The sequence below is a fragment of the Streptosporangium sp. NBC_01810 genome, from assembly GCF_035917355.1.
Lineage (GTDB): Bacteria > Actinomycetota > Actinomycetes > Streptosporangiales > Streptosporangiaceae > Streptosporangium.
Genome location: NZ_CP109070.1, coordinates 4,614,855 through 4,637,453, shown reverse-complemented (window position 1 = coordinate 4,637,453; position 22,599 = coordinate 4,614,855). Strand labels below are relative to the sequence as shown.

The 22,599-nt window shown below is 72.0% G+C and carries 17 protein-coding genes; 11 read left to right on the top strand and 6 right to left on the bottom strand.

What is annotated here, in order from left to right; genetic code table 11:
- Positions 1-3 precede the first annotated feature (3 nt).
- From OIE13_RS20080 to OIE13_RS20060, 5 genes are read left to right on the top strand one after another with little or no spacing between them, the layout of a single operon-like run.
- On the top strand, positions 4-2,040 hold the full coding sequence (locus OIE13_RS20080; protein WP_326637598.1) for a non-ribosomal peptide synthetase: 2,037 nt from the start codon (positions 4-6) through the stop codon (positions 2,038-2,040).
- Positions 2,037-6,743, top strand: a complete 4,707-nt coding sequence (locus tag OIE13_RS20075) for a type I polyketide synthase (RefSeq protein WP_326828545.1) — start codon at positions 2,037-2,039, stop codon at positions 6,741-6,743. The genes OIE13_RS20080 and OIE13_RS20075 overlap by 4 nt, the downstream gene beginning before the upstream one ends.
- The gene (locus OIE13_RS20070; protein WP_326637601.1) at positions 6,740-7,504 is read left to right on the top strand and encodes a thioesterase II family protein; all 765 of its coding nucleotides are present in this window, start codon (positions 6,740-6,742) and stop codon (positions 7,502-7,504) included. The genes OIE13_RS20075 and OIE13_RS20070 overlap by 4 nt, the downstream gene beginning before the upstream one ends.
- Positions 7,501-8,751, top strand: a complete 1,251-nt coding sequence (locus OIE13_RS20065) for a cytochrome P450 (protein WP_326637603.1) — start codon at positions 7,501-7,503, stop codon at positions 8,749-8,751. Before OIE13_RS20070 ends, OIE13_RS20065 begins: the two co-directional genes overlap by 4 nt.
- A 31-nt stretch (positions 8,752-8,782) precedes the next feature.
- Positions 8,783-9,631: a methyltransferase domain-containing protein gene (locus tag OIE13_RS20060; protein WP_326637604.1), complete on the top strand. Its 849-nt coding sequence runs from the start codon at positions 8,783-8,785 to the stop codon at positions 9,629-9,631.
- Here the strand turns inward: OIE13_RS20060 and OIE13_RS20055 are convergent.
- The 3 genes from OIE13_RS20055 to OIE13_RS20045 form a co-directional block, all read right to left on the bottom strand.
- On the bottom strand, positions 9,605-10,855 hold the full coding sequence (locus OIE13_RS20055; RefSeq protein WP_326637606.1) for an NAD(P)/FAD-dependent oxidoreductase: 1,251 nt from the start codon (positions 10,853-10,855) through the stop codon (positions 9,605-9,607). The genes OIE13_RS20060 and OIE13_RS20055 overlap by 27 nt on opposite strands.
- 239 nt (positions 10,856-11,094) lie before the next feature.
- Complete coding sequence (locus OIE13_RS20050) at positions 11,095-12,678, bottom strand: PucR family transcriptional regulator (RefSeq protein ID WP_326637608.1); 1,584 nt, start codon at positions 12,676-12,678, stop codon at positions 11,095-11,097.
- A 235-nt stretch (positions 12,679-12,913) separates the two neighbouring features.
- A complete protein-coding gene (locus OIE13_RS20045; RefSeq protein WP_326637610.1) occupies positions 12,914-13,474 on the bottom strand; it encodes an ATP-binding protein in 561 nt (186 codons plus the stop codon).
- 178 nt (positions 13,475-13,652) lie between these two features.
- Between OIE13_RS20045 and OIE13_RS20040 the strand changes: the two genes are divergently transcribed.
- The 3 genes from OIE13_RS20040 (at position 13,653) to OIE13_RS20030 (ending at position 16,591) form a co-directional block, all read left to right on the top strand.
- Positions 13,653-15,023, top strand: coding sequence for a helix-turn-helix domain-containing protein (locus tag OIE13_RS20040; RefSeq protein WP_326637611.1), 1,371 nt, complete (start codon positions 13,653-13,655; stop codon positions 15,021-15,023).
- Positions 15,020-16,036 (top strand): phosphotransferase, encoded by a 1,017-nt coding sequence (locus tag OIE13_RS20035; protein WP_326828544.1) that lies wholly within the window; start codon positions 15,020-15,022, stop codon positions 16,034-16,036. Before OIE13_RS20040 ends, OIE13_RS20035 begins: the two co-directional genes overlap by 4 nt.
- Before the next feature lie 141 nt (positions 16,037-16,177).
- Positions 16,178-16,591 carry a class II glutamine amidotransferase gene (locus OIE13_RS20030; protein ID WP_326828543.1) on the top strand — a complete coding sequence of 138 codons (414 nt, stop codon included), beginning with the start codon at positions 16,178-16,180 and terminating at the stop codon, positions 16,589-16,591.
- 355 nt (positions 16,592-16,946) lie between these two features.
- Here the strand turns inward: OIE13_RS20030 and OIE13_RS20025 are convergent, their stop codons facing one another.
- On the bottom strand, positions 16,947-17,321 hold the full coding sequence (locus OIE13_RS20025; protein ID WP_326828542.1) for a hypothetical protein: 375 nt from the start codon (positions 17,319-17,321) through the stop codon (positions 16,947-16,949).
- 88 nt (positions 17,322-17,409) lie between these two features.
- On the bottom strand, positions 17,410-18,342 hold the full coding sequence (locus OIE13_RS20020) for a TIGR03621 family F420-dependent LLM class oxidoreductase (protein WP_326828541.1): 933 nt from the start codon (positions 18,340-18,342) through the stop codon (positions 17,410-17,412).
- A 131-nt stretch (positions 18,343-18,473) separates the two neighbouring features.
- Between OIE13_RS20020 and OIE13_RS20015 the strand changes: the two genes are divergently transcribed.
- Genes OIE13_RS20015 through OIE13_RS20005 form a run of 3 tightly spaced genes read left to right on the top strand, consistent with a single transcriptional unit; the run spans position 18,474 to position 22,103 of the window.
- Complete coding sequence (locus OIE13_RS20015) at positions 18,474-19,610, top strand: Gfo/Idh/MocA family protein (protein WP_326828540.1); 1,137 nt, start codon at positions 18,474-18,476, stop codon at positions 19,608-19,610.
- Complete coding sequence (locus OIE13_RS20010) at positions 19,607-20,497, top strand: hypothetical protein (RefSeq protein ID WP_326637623.1); 891 nt, start codon at positions 19,607-19,609, stop codon at positions 20,495-20,497. The genes OIE13_RS20015 and OIE13_RS20010 overlap by 4 nt, the downstream gene beginning before the upstream one ends.
- A 13-nt stretch (positions 20,498-20,510) precedes the next feature.
- Positions 20,511-22,103 (top strand): carbamoyltransferase C-terminal domain-containing protein, encoded by a 1,593-nt coding sequence (locus OIE13_RS20005; RefSeq protein WP_326828539.1) that lies wholly within the window; start codon positions 20,511-20,513, stop codon positions 22,101-22,103.
- Positions 22,104-22,154: 51 nt separating this feature from the next.
- On the opposite strand, the gene OIE13_RS20000 is transcribed toward OIE13_RS20005, so the two are convergent.
- Positions 22,155-22,547: a hypothetical protein gene (locus OIE13_RS20000; RefSeq protein ID WP_326637626.1), complete on the bottom strand. Its 393-nt coding sequence runs from the start codon at positions 22,545-22,547 to the stop codon at positions 22,155-22,157.
- Positions 22,548-22,599 lie beyond the last annotated feature (52 nt).

Sequence of the window (22,599 nt, the reverse complement as noted above, 5' to 3'; positions counted from 1 at the left end):
AGCATGCACGGGTTTGAACCGGTTGGCGGCGAGGCCGGTGTCGACCGTCTCTTCGAGAGATGGGCCGAGGTCGGTGTCGACCGTCTCTTCGAGAGATGGGCCGAGGTCGGTGCCGACCGTCTCTTCGAGGCATGGGCCGAGGCCGCGCCCGGGCGTGACGCTCTCGTCCACCCGGGCGGGCGGATGACGTACGCGGAGTTGCGGGAGCACGCCACGGCCCTGGCCGGTGAGCTCGTGGCGGCCGGGGTGCGGGCGGGCGACACGGTGGGGGTGCTGATGGAGCGCTCCTTCCTGCTGCCCGCGGCGGTCCTGGCCATCTGGAAGGCCGGCGGCGCCTACGTGCCCCTGCCGCCGTCGCATCCGGTGGGGCGCAACGAGCTGGTGCTGTCCGACACGGGCGCCCGGATCGTCGTCGCCGACCGGGACCCGGAGGAACTGCTGCCCGGACACGGCCTGCGCTCCGTACGGCCAGGCCTCGGAAGACCGGATCCCGCCAACGGCCGGCACCGGCCTCGGCCCATCTTGGGAGCGACGTCGGATCCCGCCATGGGAGCGACGCGGGGAAGCGCCGCGTCGGCGACACGGGCCGACAGCCTCGCCTACGTGCTCTACACCTCGGGATCGACCGGTGCCCCCAAGGGCGTGCTGGTGGACCACGGCGGCGTGACCAACCTGGCGGAGGGGCTGCGGTCGCTCTTCGGCGACCTCGAAGGGGCCCGCGTCCTGCAGTTCGCGCCGTTCACATTCGACGCCTGGGTCTGGGAGTTCGCGATGAGCCTGCTCAACGGCGCGACCCTGTGCGTCCCCGAGGCCGGGGTGCCGCTGTACGGCCGCGAGCTGAGCCGCATCCTGTGCGAGCTGGACATCACCCACCTGTCGGGCGCGCCGTCGCTGCTGGCCACCCTGCCCGAGGACGTCCCGGTACCGGTGACCACCCTCACCTCGGGGGGCGAGGCGCTGCCCGAGTTCCTGGTGGAGCGGTGGGCGCCCAGGGTGCGCCTGTTCAACGCCTACGGCCCGACGGAGGTCACCGTGTCCGCGACGGCCGGGCGCTGCCGGCAGGGGACCGGCAGGCCGTCCGTCGGACGCCCGCTGGCCGGGGTCGAGGTCCACATCCTCGACGCGGCGGGTGACCCGGTCGCCGAGGGGGAGACCGGCGAACTGTGCGTCGGAGGGCGTGGTGTGGCGCGGGGATACCTGAAGCGGCCCGACCTGACACGCGAGAGGTTCGTCCCCGACAGGTTCGCGGGGCGCCCCGGCGCGCGCCTGTACCGTACCGGCGACCTCGCCCGGCGGCTGCCCGGAGGAGAGATCGACTTTGTGGGGCGGATCGACGAGCAGCTCAACGTCCGGGGATACCGGATCGAACCCGGCGAGGTCGAAGCGGCCCTGATGCGCCACCCGCGCGTCACGGGCGCGGCGGTGACCACCACCGGCGGGGAGACCGGAACCGCCAGGCTCACCGCGTACGCGCAGCTCTCGCGGGGGCCGAGGGTGCCCGCCGGCGAGCTGCGCGACCTGCTCGCCGGTCAGCTCCCCGCGTACATGATCCCGTCGATCTTCGTGACGCTGGACCGGCTCCCGCTGACCTCCCACGGCAAGGTCGACCGCGCGGCGCTGCCGAACGCGGCGGGCAGTCGGCCGCGGTACGGACAAGCGGTGCCCTCGTGCCCGGGAGAGCGAGAGGTGGCCGAGATGGTGGGGCTGCTCCTGGGACTCGACGAGGTCGGCGCGGAGGAGAACTTCTTCGAGCTCGGCGGGACCTCGGTCGACCTCATCACGCTCCAGGCCGACATCCACGAACGCCGGGGGGTCCTGCTCCCCGTCGCCGATCTCATCGCGGCCCCCGACGTGCGGTCGCTCGCGGCACTTCTCGACACGCGCGTCAGGGATGGTGACCGGTCCGAGCGGGACCTCATGCGCGTCAGGGACCGTGACCGGTCCGAGCGAGACCTTGCGACGGCCGCGGCGAGCAGGAGGAACCTGCTCGCCGGAAGCCGGTCACTGGAGGAACGCCGCTGGAAAGGACGACAGAGTTGAAACCGACGAACGCGGACGGCGCCGACATCGCGGGTGCCGGCGTCTCGGGTGCCGACATCGCGGGTGCCGGCGTCTCGGGTGCCGACATCGCGGTCGTCGGCATCGCCTGCCGCTTTCCCGGCGCACGCGGCGCCGCCGAATACTGGCGCCTCATCGCCGAGGGCCGCCGGGGCATCTCCGAGCTCACTTTGGACGAGCTGCGGGAAGGCGGGGCGAGCGAGGCGCGCCTCGCCGATCCCGCGCTGGTTCCCGCCGGCGGCATCCTCTGGGACGCCGACCGGTTCGACGCCGCCTTCTTCGGCTACTCGGCGCGCGAGGCGGCCCTCATGGACCCGCAGCAGCGGATGTTCCTCGAAGCCGCCTGGCACGCCCTGGACGACACCGGTCACGCGCCCGGTCACTTCCCCGGCACCATCGGCGTCTACGCGGGGCAGACCCTCGGCACGCACCGCGACAGGGATCGCGGGGCCTTCCTCGGCACCTCCGCCGACCTCCTGGCGGCCGCCGACGACAAGGACTTCCTCTCCACCCGGGCCTCCTACAAGCTCGGCCTGACCGGGCCGAGCATCACCGTGCAGGCCGCCTGCTCCACCTCGCTCGTCGCGATCCACCTCGCCTGCCGGGCGCTCATCACCCACGACTGTGACATGGCCCTGGCCGGCGGGGTCTCCTGGACGCCGCTGCGCCGGCAGGGCTACCTCCACCAGGAGGGCGGTGTCTGGTCCGCCGACGGCCACGTCCGGTCCTTCGACCGCGACGCGTCGGGGTTCGTCCCCGCCGACGGCCTCGGGATCGTGGCACTGCGCAGGCTCGGGGACGCCCTGGCCGACGGCGACCGCGTCTACGCGGTGGTCGCCGGAAGCGCGGTCACCAACGACGGCTCGGACAAGCTCAGCTACGCGGCACCGGGCGTCCGCGGCCAGCAGGCCGCGGTGGAGGCCGCGCTCGCGGTGTCCGGCGTCGACCCGGACACCGTCGCCTACGTCGAGGCGCACGGAACGGCCACGGCGCTCGGAGACGCGGTGGAGGTCACCGCGCTGACCCGGGCCTACCGGGCGGCAGGGGCGACCGGGAGTGGGTACTGCCGGCTGGGCTCGGTGAAATCGAACATCGGGCACACCGACGCGGCAGCCGGAGTGGCCGGTTTCATCAAGGCCGCGCTGATGGTCCACCACGGCCGGATCCCGCCCAGCCCCGTCGTCTCGCCGCACCCCAACCCCGAGATCGACTTCGAGACGAGCCCGTTCCGCCTCGCGGCGGCGGCGGAGGACTGGCCGCTCACGGATGTCCCCCGCCGCGCGGCCGTCAGCTCCTTCGGCATCGGCGGCACCAACGCCCACGTGATCCTTGAGGAGCCGCCGCCGCGCCCGCCCGCCGCCCCGGCTCCCGGGTGGCAGCTCGTCGCGCTGTCCGCGCGTGACGAGACCGCCCTCGCCGAGATGGCCGGATCCTGCGCGGACGCCCTTCATGACGTCTCCGATCCCGAGTTCGCCGATCTCGCCCGTACCCTCGCGGTCGGCCGTCGCCATCTCCCCTTCCGCCACGCCGGAGTCTTCCGCGACCGTTCCCACGCCGTGGCGGAGCTGCGCGGGCACGCGACCGGCGGGTCCGCTCCCGCCTCCGCCGTCCGTACGGGCAACCGCGACGTGGTGTTCATGTTCCCGGGCGGAGGAACGCGGTATCCCGGGATGGGGCGCGAGCTCTACCGCGAGGAACCGGTCTTCCGCGCGGCCGTGGACGAGTGCCTGGACCTGCTGCCCGACCGTTCGGCCGCCGTGCGGTTGCGTGCCCTGTGGACGGACGAGCCCGGTACGGTGCCGATCGCCGTTCCGGACGAGGCGGTCGAGGCGGGCGATGCGGTCGAGGCGGACGAGGTGGTCGAAGCGGGAGAGGTGAACGAGGTGGTCGAAGCGGGCGCGGCGGGGGAGAGCGATCCCTCCCTGGCGCTGCCCGCCGTGTTCGTCATGGAGATCGCACTCGCCCGGCTCCTGGTGGCGCGGGGAGTGACTCCCTCCCTGCTGATGGGGCACAGCCTCGGTGAGTACGCGGCGGCCTGCGTCGCGGGTGTCATGTCGCTGCGCGACGCCCTCGCCATCGTGTGCAAACGTGGCGAGCTCCTGGCCTCGCTGCACGACGGGGCGATGCTGGCGGTTCCCGCCTCCGAGCGGGAGGTGGAGCCCTTTCTCGGAGAAGGGGTGTGCCTGTCGGTGGTCAACGGCCCGGAGTCCTGCGTGCTCGCCGGGCCCGCCGCGTACATCGCCGAGGTCAGGGAGCTGCTGGACCGGCGCGGGATCACCGGCCGCCTGCTGCCGCTCAGCACCGCCGCGCATTCGGCCCTGGTCGACCCCGTACTCGGGGAGTTTCGCGACTTCCTCGCCAGGATCACGCTGCGCGCTCCCTCGGCGCGCCTGATCTCAGGCGTGACGGGGACCGGTGACGCCGACTTCGCCGATCCGGAGTACTGGGTCACCCATCTGAGGGCGACGGTCAGGTTCGACGCCGCGCTCGACCATGTCCTGGCCGAAGGGCCGAAGATCCTCGTCGAGGTGGGTCCCGGCACGACGCTGAGCGCGCCGGTCCGGGCACGGGCGGGCACGGACTCGGTGGTCGTCAACGTCACCCGTCACCCGATGGAGGAGCGGGCCGACAGGGAGGTCCTGCTCCGCGCGCTGGCCCGGTTGTGGGAGGCGGGCGTCGAGGTCGACCTGCCCTCACTCTGGCCGGAGCGGCGGCTCCGGCTGCCCGCGGTGCCCTACCCCTTCGCACCCACCGTCGCGCGCCCGCCGGACCCGGTGCGCGCCGTGGACTCCGCGGCCTCCAACCCGGAACGCTCATCCGACGGCCTGTACGGAATCACCTGGAAACGGGCGGTGGAGGTGCCTGTGGCGGATCCGGGACCCGCGGTACGGGAGCACCGCTGGATCCTGCTCTCCGACTCGTCGTCCCTCGCCGAGGCGATCATCGTGAAGCTGGAGGAGCACGGGGCCACGACGGTCGTCGTCACCCCGGGACGCGCGTTCCAGCGTGCGGCCCCGGACCGGATCACGATCGACCCCGGGTGCGGGGAGGACTACGAAAGGCTCCTGAAGACCGCGGAGGCCGACGCGACCGAACCGCTGCGAATCGTCTGCCTCTGGGGAGCGTCGCTGCCCTCGCGGATCTGCCCGCCGCTGGGCCACGTCGTCGGCCTGGCCCGTGCCCTGAGCGGCCGGCCGCAGGCCGATCTCTCCCTTGTCACCAGGGGTGCCCTGGAGATCACCGGAGGCGAGCGGCTCGACCCGCGCGAGGCCCTCACGATCGGAGCCGCGGGACCGCTCCGCCACGAGCTGGCTGACGCGCGCATCCGGCTCGTGGACCTGGACCCCGGTGACGGAAAGGACCACGGAGCCCGAGCCGCGGAGCTCCTCGCCGAGCTCTGCCGCCCTTCGGGCGAGGACCCGACCGGCCTGCGGGCAGGACACCGCTGGCTGCGCCGGTTCGAGCCGCTGCGGGTGACGCGGGAAACGGGCACCCGGATACGCCGGGGCGGGACCTACATGATCACCGGGGGGACGAGCGGGATCGGGCTGCGGCTGGCCGAGCATCTCGCGGGCACGTACTCGGCACGACTCGTCCTGATCGGGCGCGGAGTATCCGGGGAGTTCCCGTCGCACGGTTCCGGAGCGTCCGGGGAGTTTCCGTCGTACGGTTTCGGAGGTCAGGACGGCGAGGCGATGACGGCTCTCCTCGCGGGCCGGGGAGACGAGATCCTGGTGCGCGGCGCGGACGTCGCCGACGCCCGGCGCCTGAAGGAGGTTCTCGACGAGGCACGGTCGCGGTTCGGCGAGATCCACGGAGTGATCCACGCCGCCGGTGTGCCGGGGGGCGGCATGGCGGAGTTCCTGACCGAGGAGGACATCGCCGCCGCGCTGCGTGCCAAGACCGAGGGGACCGCCACCCTGGTCTCCGTCCTGCGGGAGGTCGGCGCGCTTCCCGATTTCGTCGCGCTGTTCTCCTCGCTGGCCTCGTTCTCCGGGGTTCCCGGCCTCACCTGCTACGGGGCGGCCAACGCCTTCCTCGACACGTTCGCCCTCTGCGCGCGGCGCGACGGCATGCCGGTGCTGTCGATCAACTGGGACCGCTGGAACGGGGTGGGAATGGCCCGTGACATGGAACGGCGCCACCGTGAGCTCACCGGCGAGGGTCTGAGCGGCGGGTTGAGCCCCAAGGAGGGGGTCGCGGCCTTCGAGAGGTGCCTGGCGGCCCTTCCGCTGGGGCAGGTGGTCGTCTCCTCCCAGCCGCCGGGGAGCGCGGGGAAGGCGCCGCGGCGGGTCGCCGTACCCGCCGCCCGGCCACGACCTTCTCAGCCGCGTCGCCCCGCCGTGCCACCCGCCGACGGCACCGAGGAGTGGAGCCCTCGCGAGCTGGAGCTCCTGGCCGTCTGGCAGGACGTGCTCGGCGTCGACACGATCGGGAGGCGCGATGACTTCTTCCTCCTGGGCGGGCATTCGCTGAGCGCGCTGCAGGTGGTCCAGCGCTGCAAGGAACGATTCGGGGTTCAGCTCTCCGTCAAGGCACTGTTCGTCGCTCCGACGATCGAGGGCCTGGCGAAGGCACTCGCCGCGACGCGGGCGGACGGAGAGGAAGTCTCCCGGGCCGATGGCGGGGGAGAGACCGGGGCGGGTGGTCCGCGCCCGGTTCTCGAAAGGAGCGATTTCCCATGACCGAGACGATCTCGGCGGACCAGTGCGTGTGGCTGCGCCGGCAGCGTGTGCTCGCTGCGCCCCGGCTGCGCCTCGTCTGCTTCCCCCACGCAGGGGGTTCCCCGAGTGTCTACCGGGGATGGCAGGACCGGCTGCCCGCGGACGTCGAGCTGTCCGCCGTGTGCTACCCGGGTAGGCAGAACCGGATCAACGAGCGGCCGATCGACCGGATGGAATCCCTCGTCGACCATGTCTGCCAGGTACTCCTCACCCTGGCGGACCGGCCGCTCGCCCTGTTCGGGCACAGCATGGGCGCCGTGGTCGCGTACGAGGTCGCGGTCAGGCTCGCCGGAGAGCACGGGATCTCCCCGGCGGCGCTGCTGGTGTCCGCGCACGCGGCGCCGCACCTGTGCGCGAGCGACGCGCGGAGGATTCCCATCGGTGACGAGCAGCTCGCCGAGCAGGCCGCGGCCGCGGATCCGGCGCTGCTGCGCTTCCCTGAGCTGATGGACCTGGCGATGATCGCGTTGCGCGCGGATCACGACCTCCTGCACGCCTACCGGCCCGCGTTCACCCCGCAGGTCGCCGCTCCGATCGTCGGCTACCTGGGGACGGACGACCGGCGCGTGAGCCACGACGAGATGCGCGCCTGGAGCCGTGTCGCGGCCGAGGGGTTCGAGCTGCGGACCTTCCCCGGGGACCACTTCTATCCGGTGGGCGCGGAGGCGGAACTCGTCACCGACATCGTGACGCGCCTCGGCGACGTCGGCGCGTCGCGATGACTCCCGGCACGCGTGAGGCGGGCGCGGCCATCGTGATCGACGACAGCCCGCCGGTCCCGCTCTTCGTCCGCCGCTCCAGCGCCTGCCCCCTCGACCCGGCCGAGGAGTTCACCCGGTTGCGGGCCGAGGAGCCGGTGGTCCGGGTCACCCTCTCGACAGGGGCGAGCGCGTGGATGGTCACCCGCTACGCCGACGCCCGCCGCGTGGTCGCGGACCAGTGGCGGTTCAGTTCCAGGGCGGCGGTCGACGGCCCCATCCCGCCGCCGGAGCCTCCGGGAGGGTTCCCGCCGCCGCGCCCCGGTTTCTTCTCGACGTACGCTCCCCGCGAGCACGCGCGTGTCCGGGGGATGCTCAACGCGGAGTTCGGTGCCCGCCGGCTGCGGGCACTGCGCCCGCGCATCGAGGCCGTCGCCGACGAGCAGGTGGAGGCGGTACGCCGTTCCTGGCCCCGCGCCGACCTGATCGCGGACTTCGCACTCCCGGTTCCGGCGCGGATCTTCTTCGAGCTCCTCGGGATCCCCGAGCCCGACAGGGAGAGGCTGCGGCGCGACGTCGACATCCTCCTCGATTTCACACCGAGACCGCGGGAGCAGGCGGTCGCCTTCGCCGAGCTGGACACGTACATGAGCGCGTTCGTCTCCCGCTGCCGCCGCGATCCCGGCGACGGTGACGGTCTTGTCGGCAGGCTGATCTCGTCGTACGGTGCGGACCTCTCCGACACCGAGATCGCCGGGATCGCCGCCCAGCTGCTGCTCGCGGGATACGCGACGACCGCCGGTGCGATCGGACTGGGCGCCCTGCTCCTGCTGCGCCACCCCGACCAGGCGGCGGCGCTGCGCGAGGGCACCGCCGACGTTGGCCGCGCGGTCGAGGAGGTGCTCCGCCACCTGTCGGTGGTCTCCTTCGGCAAGGTCTTCACCGCCGAGGAGGACGTCACGGTCGGCGGCCAGGAGATCCGGGCGGGAGAGTACGTGCTGTGCTCCCTGCCGTCGGCCAACCACGACGCCGGCCTGGGGCCCGACGCCGACCGGTTCGACATCACCCGTGAGCCGCTGCCCCATCTCGCCTTCGGGCACGGCGCCCGCTACTGCCTGGGCGCCGAACTGGCCAGGCTGGAGTTGCGAATCTGCGTTCCCCGCCTGCTGAACCGCTTCCCCGGTCTACGGCTGGACGTCCCGTTCGAGGAACTCCGTTTCACCCCGATGAACGCGGCCTACAGCCTCGAATCACTGCCGGTGTCGTGGTAGCCGGTGAGTCAGATCAGCGTACGGAGGAAAGATGCCCAGCACGCCGTATCCCGTGACCGGTTCCCACGACTACCTGGCCTCGCTGACGGAGAAGGTCGGCGGGCTCGACCTGCACTACGGCTACTGGTCCGGACCCGGCGACAGCACGCCGGTCGAGGAGGCCACCGACCGGCTGACCGGGGTCGTGGTCGGCCGCCTGGACGCGCGGGCCGGCGAGCCGGTGCTGGACGTGGGGTGCGGGAACGGGCGTCCCGCGGTGATGCTGGCGGAGCGCACCGGGGCGCGGGTGACGGCGATCGACGTCAACGAGCACGCGCTGGAACGAGGGCGGGCGTGGGCGCGCGAGCGGGGTGTGGAGCCGTTGGTGTCCTTCGAGCGGTGCGACGCGCTGGCCATGCCCTACCCCGACGGCGCGTTCGACGCGGTGCTGGTCTTCGAGTCGACGCCGCACTTCGCGCCGGAGCCCCTGTTCGCCGAGCTCGTCCGGGTGCTGCGGCCCGGTGGCCGGTTGGTGGTGGAGGCCCCGTGCCTGCGCGTTCCCGTCACCGACGACATGCGGCCACGGCTGGCGACGTACTTCGAGATGTTCCAGGTCGTCTCGATCGAGCAGGCCGGGGCGTACGTGGAGATCCTGCGCGCCGCCGGTCTGGACGTCGACGCCGTCGAGGATCTCACCGAGCACACCGAGCCGTTCTACGGGCGGATCCTGGAGCGGCTCGACGCCCATCGCGCGGAGCTGGCGGCCGAGTACGGCGCCGGGACCGTGGCCTGGATCCGCGACGGCATCGCCGACTGGGCCACGATCCCCTCGGGCAGCGTTCTGATCACCGCCCGCAGGCCGAACCGTCCCGTCTCAGCGGACGGGGTCGAAGTCCCGTAGGGCCGCGGGCTGCTTTCCGGTGGTGATCTGCTCGGCCAGCATGCGTCCGGTGACCGGCCCGTGGGTGAATCCCCACATCCCGTGGCCGCCGGCGACGTACCTGCCGGGGGCGCGGGTGGCGCCGATCAGCGGCCTGCCGTCGGGGGTGACGGGGCGCGGGCCGACCCAGGTGTCGGTGCGCTCCTCCCAGGAGACGCCGGTGAGCAGCGGCCGGGCGGACGCGATGATCGCGTCGACGCGCCTCTGGTACAGGGGCGCGTCGGCGTCCCGGAACTCCATCGTGCCGGCGACGCGCAGTTTGCCCTGGTACGGCGTGCAGGCCACCCGCACGGCGGGCAGGTAGATCGGCCCGGGCACCGGCTCGTCCGTCGGCACGGTGAACGAGTAACCGCGTCCGGCGCGTACCGGCACCCGGACGCCCCAGGAGGCGCCGAGCTGGTTGAGCCAGGCACCGGTGGCCAGCACGACGGCGTCGGCGCTGACGGAGTCCCCGTCACTCGACCGGACGGCGATCCCGCCGGAGTGGGAGTAGACGTCGATCACCCGGAAGCCGGACCGGACCGTGGCGCCCCGGGCGACGACGGAGCGGGCCAGTGACCGGGTGAACTCTCCGGGGTCGACGTAGCGCTGCCCGTCCAGCCGGATCCCGGCCCGCGTGCGCGAGGAGAGCTGCGGCACCTGCCTGCCGAGATCGTCACCCTCGAACGCGCTGTACTTGATCTCCAGGCCGGACTCGTTGATGCGCCGGAGCTCGTGCAGGAGCGCCACCGCCTGCCGAGGGGTCTCGAAGGCGGCCATGATCGGGGCCTCGACCGTGGGGGCCTCGACGCCGTTCGCGGTGAGCACGTCGAACGCCTCCAGGCACTCCTCGTTGAACGGGAGGTTGGCCCGCACGGCACGGCCCCAGGACTTCCAGTTGCAGTTCACGGCGAACCGGGTGAGGAACGACAGCAGCGCCGGGTCGGGGGTGGCCGGTATGTGCAGCGGGGCGCTCGGGTCGAGCAGGGAGCGCAGGCCGTAGCGGAGGATCCCGGGCTCGTTCAGCGGGATGGCCAGCCCAGGGGAGAGCCAGCCCGCGTTGCCCCACGACGCGCCCGCGGCCACGTCGTCCCGGTCGACGACCGTGACCTCCACGCCACGTTCCTGCAGGAACCACGCGGTGGACAACCCCACCACGCCGGCGCCGATCACCACGGCCGTACGCGGCCCACCGTCGATGCCCATGACCATTTCTCCGCTCTGACATTCGTTGCCTGCCCTGAGCATCGCTGGCGCGGCCGGAGAACGGGGTGTGCGTTTTGGACAAGCACAATGGTGTGTTTTGTCGGGCGGTGACAAGCGCCGGGAGGCTGGGTCCCGTCCGTTGGGCCTGCTGCCCACCGCGACCGGCTGGGTCCTGTCCGTTGGGCCTGCTGCCCACCGCGACCGGCTGGACGGCGCCTCGCCGAGGCTCCCTCCTCGCCTTACGAGGCACCGTCCGACCGGTCCTCGTCACGGAGGGATCCGCCAGGCGGGGCCTGGGACCGGCCGACGGCCAATGCGATGATCATGGCCAGCCGCTTCTCCGGCAGTTCGAGCTGGAGGTTCGTGATCTCGGCCATCTTCCGCAGCCGGTAGCGGACGGTGTTCGGGTGGACACTGAGGCGGCCGGCGGCGACGGCCAGATCCCCCTGTGCCTCCAGCCACGCGCGCAACGTCTCGATGTACCGGGTGCCCTGCTCGGAGTCATGCCGGGTCAGCTCGGCGACCGGCCCGCGGGCGGGGGTGCGCCCCGCGGCGGCGGCGGCCCGGAGGCGTTGCAGCAGGATCTCGTCCCACGCCTCGTCGTAGACGACCGCCGGGGCGCCGGCGGGCCGTACCGCCCGGAGGGCGAGGCTCTCGTCGGCCTCCTGCCTGCTCGCGGCCAGCTGGGCGGGCCCCGCGGGGCCGCCGACGCCGGCGAGCACGGTGACCCGCCGCGGCAGGACGTTCGCGATCGCGGCGAGCCAGTCGAGGGCGGGCCTGGCATCGTTGTCGCAGGGCAGCACCGTGTACAGGGTGTTGCCGAACAGCGCGCTCCGTCCCGGCCGTGACCAGCCGAAACCGGTGGTCGCGCGTTCGAAGGCCAGCAGGATCGCGGCATGCCGTTCCTCGGCGATGTGCGCCTGGAGCGCGATCACCCGGAACCACTCCCGGGGCAGGCCAAGCCTGCTGATCACCGCGGGCGCGTCGGCGGTCCCCTCCAGCAGCTGGATGACGAGATCGGATTCCACCCGACGCTCCAGGTCCGCACTGACCCGGGAGCGCAGCAGGTGCAGCGCGACCGCCCGTGCCCCGTCAGCCAGGATGATCCGGCGCGCGTCGGAGAGCGGGCTCTCGCATTCGACCCAGATCGATCCCAGTAGTTCGCGTCCTGCCCGCACCGCGACCACCATGCGGCCTCTGAGGCCGTGTGCCGGTGAGGGGTCGACGAACAGCGGTTCGTCGGAGGTCGCCAGATGGGCGAAGACGCCCTCCCGCTCGAACAGCCGGCGCATGGCATCCGGCACCCGCCTGCCCAGGATCGTCTCCAGCCGTGCCGGATCGGCGGTCTGCTGCGAGCCGGAGTAGGCCAGGACCCGCGACATCTGGTCCTCGATCGTCACCGCGTAGCCGAGTTCGGTCGCGAGCGTGTCCGCGAAGGCCAGCAGATCGTTCGGCCCCCGCCCGGTCTGGCTGCCTTCGAGCACCAGGCCGTACACCACGCCGAGGAGCTGGCTCCAGGACACCGCCGGTTCGACGAGCAGCACGGCGATCCCGCCGTCACGGGCCTGTTCCAGCGCGCTCTCGTCGAGGGGAGGGTTCCCGTGCACCAGCACCGTGACGGCCCGTGCCGCCCGTGCCAGGCGCACGGCGTCGGAGGCCGACTCCACGCCCACCGCCAGGAACACGTCGCCGGCCGTGCGGCGGGTGTCGGTCGGATCATGAACCACCACGCTGCGCAGTTCGACATCCCGCGACGCCGGGGCACAGCACAGCCGCGCCCCGTAGCCACCGAGAACGTTCACCAACCGGTCCAGCTTCAACATCCGCGTGCCTTCTGCGTGCCCTCTGCCGCGCCCGCCTGTCGGCGAGCTTGTGGCATGAACACCGTTTTAGCAGATCAGCGGTACGGTGATCCGCCGGGGTGGCGGTGCGGCTGCCGGATCCGGGTAACACTGCCCGCAGCCGGCCGGCGGATCCACGCGTTCGGCCGCGGGAGGTCGTCCACGACAGGTCTCCGCCGGGCCCCGGGCCGACCGGCCCCACGTCCCGCCGGGGGCGTCACGTCCGGGGGCGGTGCGCCGGAAGATCGAACCAGACGCCGGTTCCGATCTGCCCGGTGCCGCACAGCCGGGTCCAGCGCGCCCCGCAGCGCCCGGCGGTGAACTCGTCGACGATCCGCAGGCCCCGTCCGCCGAGTTCCAGTTCCTCCACCTGGTCCGGGATCGTGAACGAGCGGTGCAGGAGACGTTCTATCAGCGGGACCCCGCCGCCGGCGTCGGCCACCTCGGCCCTGATCGGCAGGTCGCGGTCGTGCAGGACACGCAGCTCATAGGGGCCCGGCGCGTAGCTGCCGGCGTTGGTGGCGAGCTCGGTCACCACGACCTCCAGCTCGGCGACCTCGCAGGGGACGAAGGGCGGCCGGGACAGCAGGTCGCGAAGGAGCTTGCGGGCGCGGCGGGCGGCGTTGCCCGGGGGGAGGCACCAGGCGGTCACCCGAAAGCGCCCGCGGTGCTTGCCGCGCACGCCGACATCCAGAGCTGGAGCGTGCTCGGTGAGCATCGTTGCTCCTATCGAGTAGGACACCAGGGCCGCGGGATCGCGCTCGCTGGTCTGAATCACCCATCCTGCGGGACAAGGTCGATATACGGAGAGTCGCTGGACCAATACTGTCCGCAGATCGGTCGGGTGATAGGCCGAGCCGATCAGCTTGGATGATCGGTGGTACCGATACGGCTCCGGCGGCGTCGCATCGCCGGTTACCTTGGCGGCAAGGGAACTCGGCGGCGGGAAGATCGGGATGAACGTCAGCAACGCGAACGCGCGGGAAGTCGACCCCGCACTCTGGGAACGCCCGCAGATGCGACAGGCTCTGGCCGCCCGCGACATGGCCACCGTGTACCGGTTACTGCAGCGGATCGGCGTCTCCCAGCGTCACATCGCCGCCCTCACCGCACAGTCCCAGTCGGAGATCTCCGAGATCCTCAAGGGCCGCCAGGTGATGGCGTACGACGTGCTGGGCCGGATCGCCGACGGCCTGGGAATCCCACGTGGCTACATGGGCCTGGCCTACGACGCCTCCTGCACGGCACCGGCCCCGGCGGCGGCGGCCGACCAGCGCGACGACTCCAATGAGGACGAGCAGGTACGCCGCCTGCTCGCGCACGCCGCGCAGGTGACCATCGGCGCGGCATCCGGGGACGCGGAAGAGTGGACCGAGCCGGTGACGTCCACGGAGACCCCCGTCCCGCACCGTATCGGCATGGCCGACGTCGAGCAGATCGAGACGGTGACCCGCACGCTGCGCGCCCTGGACTACCGGCATGGGGGAGGGGTCTGCCGCGACGCGGTGGTGGCACAGCTGGCCTGGTCACAGCGGCTGCTGCGGGCCGCCTGCCCGGAGTCGGTCACCTTGCGCCTGCACCAGGCACTGGCCGACCAGCACAACCTCGCGGGCTGGACCTCCTTCGACGTCGGCCTGTACGGCTCGGCCAGAAGCCACCTGGCCCGCGCGCTCGAACAGGCCAAACACGCGAGGAACTCCTCGCTGGCGGCCAACGTCCTGTACCGGATGGGCCGTGTCCACCTCCACTGCGACCGCGTCCTGGACGCGCTGCGGTTCTTCCAGCTCGGACAGATCTGCGCGCAGGACGCCAGCTGCGAGCGGACCGTGGCGATGCTCTTCGCCAACGAGGCGTGGGCCTACGCCCTGCTGGGCGACAGCGATCTCGCCCTTAAGTCGATCAACAGGGCGGCCGACGAGCTGGCCCGTGCCCGCGACCGGGGGTCCCCGGCCTGGGTGAGCTTCTTCGGCGCCGCCGACCTCGACGCCACGAGCGGCATGGTCCACGCCGACCTCGCCGAGACCCACCTCGACAGTCACCTCGACGTCGCCGAGCGTTTCCTCACCGACGCGCTCGGGCAGCGTGACCCGAGTATGGCCAGGAGCAGGGCCTTCGAGCTGACCGCCCTGGCGACGGTGCAGCTCAGAGCCGGTGACATGACCGCCGGGATCGCCAACGGCAACGAGGCCGTCACCCTGGCGACCGAGATCCGCTCGATGAGGATCATCGACCGCCTCGCGCCGCTGCAGGCGGTCGCCATGATGCGGGCGCACGCGGGCGACGCCCAGGACCTCGCCCGGCGCATCTCGGCGGTGCGCGCGGCATGACGATGACCGCCGACCAGGCCACCGACCAGGCCACCGACCAGGCCACCGACCAGGCCACCGACCAGGCCACCGACCAGGCCACCGACCAGGCCACCGACCAGGCTGGCGACCATGCCGCCGACCACGCCGGCGGCCTCACCCGCGACCGGCTTCAGTCGTTGCTGGCATCGGCCTGTGACCGGGCCGGACTCGCGCCCGGCGACGCCGAGCTGATCAAGTTCACGAACAACGCGGTCTTCCGCCTGCGCCGGGCGCCCGTCGTGGTGCGCATCGCCGGATCCTCGGCCGCCCGCTCGCGCGTGCCGACCGTGGTGCGGGTCGCCCGCTGGCTGGCCGACCACGACTTTCCCGCGGTGCGGCTCCTGCCGGGCTGCGAGCAGCCGCTCCAGGTGGAGGGCCACCTGGTCACCCTGTGGGAGCACACCCCCGAGGTGGGCCCGCGTCCCGGCGGCGGCGACCTGGCCGTCCTGCTCAGGCGCCTGCACAGGCTGCCGGACCCGCCGGTGGACCTGCCGGAGTGGGCCCCGATGACCGAGGTCCGCCAGCGGCTCGACGAACCGGAGGACCTCTCCGAGGGCGACCATGCCTTCCTGCTGGACGAGTGCGACGAGGTCGAGGAGCGGCTCGCCGCACTCGACTACGCGCTCCCCGCCGGGGTCATCCACGGCGACGTGTTCATGGGCAACGTCATCGCCGGGCCCAAGGGGCCGGTGCTGTGCGACTTCGACAGCACCGGGATCGGCCCGCGCGAGTGGGACCTGGCCCCGGTGGCGGTCGGCCGCCTGCGGATGGACTACCCCGCCGACGAGCACACGTCGTTCGCCGAGGGCTACGGCTTCGACGTCACCCGCTGGCGCGGATTTCCGGTGCTGCGCCGCCTTCGCGAGCTGAAGCTGGTCACCAGTGTCCTGCCCGTCCTGCGCAGCAACCCGGGCATCCGGTCGCAGTGGGAACACCGGATGCGCAGTTTCAAAGCCCGTGACCAGACGGTCAGGTGGCAGCCGTACCGGTGAGGATCACCGGTGGGTGGTGTCGTACGGCGGTGGCGGGGGTAACCAGCCTAGGGGGAAAAGCCCAGGTGAGGGCGCTGGCCGGCTCGGTCGGGTACGGGCCGGTGCGGCCGGAGCAGAAGTGACGGAGAAGGAGACCCTGAGATGTGCCGTCTGTTCGGCCTGAGCAGCACCCCTGAACGTACGCGTGCCACCTTCTGGCTGCTGGACGCCCCGGACAGCCTGAGTTACCAGAGCCACCGCGAACCCGACGGGACCGGCCTGGGCTACTTCGACGACGACGGCACCCCGCACATGCACAAGGCTCCCATCGCCGCCTACGAGGACCGGTGTTTCGCCGAGGAGGCCAAGGAGGTGGAGTCCACCACCTTTCTGGCGCACGTCCGTTTCGCCTCCACCGGCGATCTGGAGGTACGCAACACGCACCCCTTCCTGCAGGACGGGCGGCTCTTCGCGCACAACGGGGTGATCGAGGGACTGGACGACCTCGAGGCGGAACTGGGGAAGGACCGGGAGCAGGTCAGGGGGACACCGACTCGGAGCGCTTCTTCGCGCTGATCACCCGTGAGACCAGGGCGCACGGCGGCGACGTCGCCGCCGGCATCGAGAGCGCCGCACGCTGGGTCGCCAGGAACCTGCCCGTCTACGCCCTCAACCTGGTCCTCACCACGCCGCGGGACCTGTGGGCGCTGCGCTACCCCGACACCCACGAGCTGTACGTACTCCGGCGTGCCGCCGGCGGAGCCGGCGCACCGGCTGAGCCTCGCCGACCTGCGCCCGGAGGCCGCCGCCTCACAGCAGGCGACCTGAGAGCGGGTTCACCGGCCGCGACATCGAGCTGCACCTGGGGGGCGAGGCCGACTGCCGGGTGCGCCGGGGCATCGAGCCGACGGTCAGCCCGGAGCCGACGAGCTCAGGGGTCGGGTCGCTGGTTGACCGTCATGTCCCGGCCGGCCGCGTAGGCATCCCGGCCCGCGTGGACATTCTGCACGAGGGACGTCGAGGCCGGATGGTCGCGTGCCCACCCTTCCAGCTCGCCGGCGAACTCCTCGTCCCGCCGCGCGTACCAGGACAGTGCCTCGGCCAGCGACCTGATCCGGTTCTCGTCGCCGGGCTCCTCGATCGCCTGGTCCAGCGTCTCCGCCGAGCGCTCGTCGGAGCCGAAGATCGCGCGTATCCTCTCACGGATCCGCTCGACCAGGTCCAGGGCCACCTGCTCGCCCATGGTCGTGGCCGCGCCGCCGGCGACCATGAGGGCCACCGCGGACGACACCGCAGCTATGTCCATCTGAAACCGTCCCTACGCCGATGACTCTGGGACCAGAGTAGGGCGAAGGCGGCCGGAACAGAATCCTCGAAATGTACATCCGCCTCGGTTATCCCAGCCTGGAGACGACCCCGGCGAACGCCTCATAGGCATCGGCCGTAATTACAAAATAGGAAATACCGTATATTTCGCGATATTCCTGGAGGGAGTCCACCAGCCGCTCGGTGTCGCCCAGCAGCAGGTGGGGCGAGCGCAGCGCTTCGGCGACCGGCAACCCGGTGAGCGGGCCGAGCTCCGCGGCCGCCGCTTCCGCGTCCGAGGTCACCGCCGTGTAGTAGACCCGGACGCTGAGTTCCAGCGCGTCGAACCGGGATCCGGCCGCGGCCCGGATCCACTCCACCTTGGCGGCGGTGGCCGCCCCGGTCATGGTCGCCGCGCTGGAGGCGTCCGAACGGCTCGACGCCAGGTTGGCGTTCAGGCCGACGATGTCGGCCTCGCGCGCGGCCAGCGACAGGATCGCCCGCCCACCGCCGCCCACCATCAGCGGCGGCCTCGGCCGCTGCACCGGCCGGGGCAGTCCGGCCACCTCGTCGAGGATGTAATGGCGGCCGGAGAAGCTGAACGACTCGTGCTCCAGCAGACCCTTGACGACGGCGATCGCCTCGGCCAGCCGGTCCACCCGGGTGGGCGGGGCGGGCAGCCCCACCCCGATCCGGTCGTGCTCGGCGCGGTTCCACCCCGCCCCGAGGCCGAGCTCCAACCGTCCCTCCGACAGCAGGTCGACGGTGGCCGCCTCCTTCGCCAGCAACGCCGGATGGCGGAACTCGTTGGCGAGCATGTGCGAGCCGACCCTCAGCGTCGTCGTGGCGTCGGCAGCCGCCAGCATCGCCGGAACCGGTGCGAGCTGGTCGCCGAGATGATCGATGACGAGCAGTGTCCGGTAGCCGAGATCCTCGACCGCGCGGGCGGTGTCCCGCCAGCGGCCCGCGTTCGAGGCACCCGCCGCCTCCACTCCGAAACGGAATGGCCGAATTTCCGCCACGGTATCTCCGTAAATGTCATCTGGTCACAGAACCGGATTTTTCCTTGTCATTCTCCAGCCTTCTCCTCTAATAAGAGCAGAGCCTTCAGCGATTCGCCATGACGGTACCGACCCACTCACGCGAGGCAGACATGCCGGTTCCCCCTGTCAGGTGCGCCGTCGTCGGCTGCGGGAACGTCTCCGCCAAATATCTGAGGACCCTGACCAGGGCGCCGATCATCGACATCGTCGCCTGCTGCGACTCGATCCCCGAGCGAGCCCGGCAGCTGGCCGCGTCCTGCGCGCGGGCCGTACCGGCCTCCCTGCCCGAGACGCTGCGGGACGCCTCGATCGAGCTGGTGATCAACCTGACCCCGCCGCGGTGGCACGCCGGGATCACCCGTCAGGCGCTGGAGGCCGGTAAGTCCGTCTACACCGAGAAACCGCTCGCCGCCTCGGCCGCGGAGCTGGACGAACTGCTGGCCACGGCCCCGGCGGGTGGCGCGATGCCGGGTGGCGCGATGCTGGGCGGCGCGCCCGACACCGTACTCGGGGCCGCCGCCCAGGCCGCCCGCCGCGCGATCGACCAGGGTCTGATCGGACATCCGCTGGGCGCGGCGGCGGCACTCCTGACCCCCGGACACGAACGGAGCTGTCCCACGCCCGAGGTCTTCTACCAGCCCGGCGCGGGACCGCTGCTGGACATGGGCGTCTACTACCTGAGCATGCTGGTCGGACTGCTCGGCCCGGTGCGCGACGTCGTCGGCGCGCACCGCCGGCCCGCACCGAGGCGGTCGATCGACACCGGACCGCGCGCCGGGGAGACCTTCCTCGCGGATGTGCCGACCCACCTGGCGGCCCTCCTGGAGTTCGAAACCGGGGCCGTCGCCACCCTGACGACGAGTTTCGAGGTGTGGGGAACCCGGATCCCGCATCTGGAGATCTTCGGGACGGAGGGGACCCTCGCGATCCCCGACCCGAACTTCTACACCGGCAAGGTCCGGCTGAAGACGGCCCGATCATCGAGATGGACGACCGTGCCCTATCCGGCGGACGCGCCGGGGGGACGCGGGATCGGAGTCGTCGACATGGCGCACGCCCTGCGAGGCCTGACCGAACAGCGGCTGACCGGCGGGTTCGTCGGACACGTCATGGAGACCATGCTGGCCATCGAGACCCCGGAGACCTCCCCGGTGCGGCTGAGATCCCGGTGCGACCGTCCCGCGCCGCTGGGACCCACCCCGTACGCCACCGGTTGCTGGTGGTGCGAGCGGTGCGGTGATCCGTGAGCGCGGCGCTGTGGTCGCTCGGTCTCTCCCTGGTACTGCTCGGGCTGAGCCTGATCAACCGGCCGGTGCGGGCCGTCTGTCCCGATGGCCGCCGCTACCTGCGGGCCGGAGCCGGGCAGCCGGTCGCGCTGCCGTTCATGCTGCGCTGGCTGCTGCCCGCGCTGTGCGGGGACTCCGCACGCCGATGGCGCTGGTGCACGACCGCGCACCTGGTGGCGCTGCCGCCGCTGGTCACCGTATGGATGGAGCCCTGGATCCCCGACGCGCGCCTGCGGGTGGTCGGCGGCCTGTTGATATGCGGCATGCCGGGAATCTGGCGGATCCAGCTCCGCTGGCCGGTGCTCGTCGACGGGACGGCCCTCGCCTGGGCTCTCGGCTCGGCGATCCTCCTCCAGCGCGAGCTCTGGTTCCCAGCCCTGCTCGCGGCCCTCGTCGCCGGGTGCGTCAAGGAGTCGGCTCCGCTGTTCGCCGCCTGTTTCGCCTGGCACTGGCTGCCCCTGGTCGGCCTCGCCGCCCCGTTGATCCGCCGGCTGACCGGCACCGTCGGCGAGGACCACTTCGGGCAGTCCGAGCTGATGCGAGATCCCTGGCGGGCGGGCAGCCTCTACCACGCCGGAAGGTGGTTCGACCCGCTGACGATGCTGACGCCCTGGGGGGCCGGGCTGCTCGCGCTGCTCGTCACCGACGCGCGCGTCGTGCCCATGCTCGTCGTCACCGTGATCCTCGCCTACGCCCAGCTCCTCGTCGCCACGGACACGGCACGGCTGTACCAGTGGGCGGCCCCGCCGGTGGCGCTGGGCGCCGCCTCGGTGATGCCCGACCGCTGGGCGATCGCGATCCTCATCGTCCATCTGTGCAACCCGTGGGCCGGCAGCGCCGAGACCTAACGAAGGAGAAAGAATGACGGGTGTCGTAGGGTTCGGCGGGTCCATTCACGACTTCGCCACCTGGCTGATCACCGAGGACGGCGGCAGCATCGCGATCGAGGACGAGAGGCTCAGCCGGGTCCGCTACGCGCTGCTGGACCCCGACCCCTGCCGGGCCTCCCTCGCCTACTGCCTGGACGCGGCGGGCCTGAGGGCCGAGGACATCCGTGCCTTCGCCGCGAACGACATGCTCACCCCGCTGCGCGGCTGGGAACCCGAGATCTCGATCCGCTGGGTCAACCACCACCGGTCGCACGCCGCGAGCACCTTCTTCACCAGCCCTTTCGAGGAGGCCGTGGTGCTGGTCGTGGACGGAGCCGGAAGCGTCGTCGGACCGGGAGCCGCAGACCGGCACGAGCGGGAGACGACCACCTGGATGCTGGGCCGGGGCAACGAGCTCACCCCGCTCGGCCAGGTGGTGGGGGCCAAGCGGGGCGCCGCGTCGTCCAACGACCTGACGGCGCTGATGTCCAACTCGCTCGGTGACCTCTACCGGGCGGTCACCGAGGGGATCGGCTTCGCCTTCATGCAGGCCGGCAAGGCGATGGCCCTCGCGCCCTACGGTGACGACCGGTTCACCGGCGAGCTCATGGAGGCCGTCGACCTGTTGCCGGACGGACGCTTCACCATCGCGCTGGAGGGACCGTACGGCGTGGTCGCGCGGATCCGCCGGATCCGCGCGGATCGGGTGTCCGGCGGGTTCGAGACCGACGCGAGCATCGCCTTCGCCGGTCAGTGGGTCCTGGAGCGGATCCTGCTGCACGTGCTGGCCCACGCCTGGCGGGTGACCGGCTGTCCCAACCTGTGCCTGGCCGGGGGGGTCGCGCTGAACTGCGCGTTCAACGGAAAGATCATAAAGAACACCCCGTTCGAACGGGTCCACGTGGTCTACGCCCCCGGCGATGACGGAACGGCGCTCGGTGCGGCGATCCTCGCCGCGCTCGAACTCGACCCGCCGGCCTTGACCACGCGCTTCCCCGTCGGTCCATACCGGGGGCGAAGCTACGGTACGGAGGAGATCGACGACCGGGTCCTGCGCCGCACGGCCGAGTTGCTCGACCGGGGCGGGGTGGTCGGCTGGTTCGAAGGGCGCTCGGAGTTCGGACCGCGTGCGCTCGGCCACCGCAGCATCCTCGCCGACCCCCGGCGCGCCGACGTCGCACGGCGGATCAACAGCCATATCAAACACCGCGAGTGGTTCCGGCCGCTCGCCCCGGTGGTCCTCGCGGCGGCGGCCGGGGACTACTTCGACGCCGACTGCGCCTCACCCTGGATGCAGTTCGCCTGGCCCATCCGGCCGGAGCACAGAAAGACGCTCGCCGGCGTATGCCATGTGGACGGCACGGCCCGGGTCCAGACTCTGGCCCCGGAAGACAACCCGTCGCTCGGCCGGCTGCTGGCGGAGTTCGCCGGCCTCGGCGCGCCCCCGGTGCTTCTGAACACCTCGCTCAACATCCGCGGTGAGCCGATCGTCGAGACCCCGGCCGAGGCGATGGCGGTGTTCCAGGAGGCCGACCTCGACGCCATGGTGGTGAACGGGACCCTGATCGAACGCCGGCCGCACTGACCGCGGACGTCGGCGGCAGTGGCGTCGGCGGCGTTGGCGGCGTCGGCGGTGTCAGAGGTCGGTACGGTCATCCGCCGGTTCGATCGTCCGGCCGGTCACCGGATCCATCGCGGGCAGCCTGCCGAAGAGCGTCAGCCGTTGCCGTACGCTCCGGGCAGGCCGTCCCAGGCGCGCGGCCACCGCGTCGAGGTCGTAGGAGGCGTCGAAGGCGCGTACCAGCGCCGCGTCCTCGGCGTCGCTCCAGGGCGGGTCCGCCGCCGGTGCCGCCGCCGGTGCCGCCGCCAGGGCCGCGGCCACGGCCCCGAGCGGCTCCGCGAGCTCGGAAGCCGTCACCGGCCCGGTGTCCGGACGCAGGTGAACGGTGATCCTCCAGTCGCCGTAACGCGCTTCGAGGACGTGCGCTCCGTCGTGGCGGGAAACATTGGTGACAATCGCCTTCGTCATCGGGCTCCCCTCGGGGATAATCCTGGTGTCACTCTGGACTTCTTCCCGATGC

What these genes read in the sequence shown, in the direction of transcription:
- OIE13_RS20030 (WP_326828543.1), top strand. Translation starts at nt 16,178, where the DNA reads ATGTGCCGTCTGTTCGGCCTGAGCAGCACCCCTGAACGTACGCGTGCC.
- OIE13_RS20005 (WP_326828539.1), top strand. Translation starts at nt 20,511, where the DNA reads ATGACGGGTGTCGTAGGGTTCGGCGGGTCCATTCACGACTTCGCCACC.
- OIE13_RS20015 (WP_326828540.1), top strand. Translation starts at nt 18,474, where the DNA reads ATGCCGGTTCCCCCTGTCAGGTGCGCCGTCGTCGGCTGCGGGAACGTC.
- OIE13_RS20055 (WP_326637606.1), bottom strand. Translation starts at nt 10,855, where the DNA reads ATGGGCATCGACGGTGGGCCGCGTACGGCCGTGGTGATCGGCGCCGGC.
- OIE13_RS20065 (WP_326637603.1), top strand. Translation starts at nt 7,501, where the DNA reads ATGACTCCCGGCACGCGTGAGGCGGGCGCGGCCATCGTGATCGACGAC.
- OIE13_RS20070 (WP_326637601.1), top strand. Translation starts at nt 6,740, where the DNA reads ATGACCGAGACGATCTCGGCGGACCAGTGCGTGTGGCTGCGCCGGCAG.
- OIE13_RS20060 (WP_326637604.1), top strand. Translation starts at nt 8,783, where the DNA reads ATGCCCAGCACGCCGTATCCCGTGACCGGTTCCCACGACTACCTGGCC.
- OIE13_RS20025 (WP_326828542.1), bottom strand. Translation starts at nt 17,321, where the DNA reads ATGGACATAGCTGCGGTGTCGTCCGCGGTGGCCCTCATGGTCGCCGGC.
- OIE13_RS20000 (WP_326637626.1), bottom strand. Translation starts at nt 22,547, where the DNA reads ATGACGAAGGCGATTGTCACCAATGTTTCCCGCCACGACGGAGCGCAC.
- OIE13_RS20080 (WP_326637598.1), top strand. Translation starts at nt 4, where the DNA reads ATGCACGGGTTTGAACCGGTTGGCGGCGAGGCCGGTGTCGACCGTCTC.
- OIE13_RS20035 (WP_326828544.1), top strand. Translation starts at nt 15,020, where the DNA reads ATGACGATGACCGCCGACCAGGCCACCGACCAGGCCACCGACCAGGCC.
- OIE13_RS20040 (WP_326637611.1), top strand. Translation starts at nt 13,653, where the DNA reads ATGAACGTCAGCAACGCGAACGCGCGGGAAGTCGACCCCGCACTCTGG.
- OIE13_RS20050 (WP_326637608.1), bottom strand. Translation starts at nt 12,678, where the DNA reads ATGTTGAAGCTGGACCGGTTGGTGAACGTTCTCGGTGGCTACGGGGCG.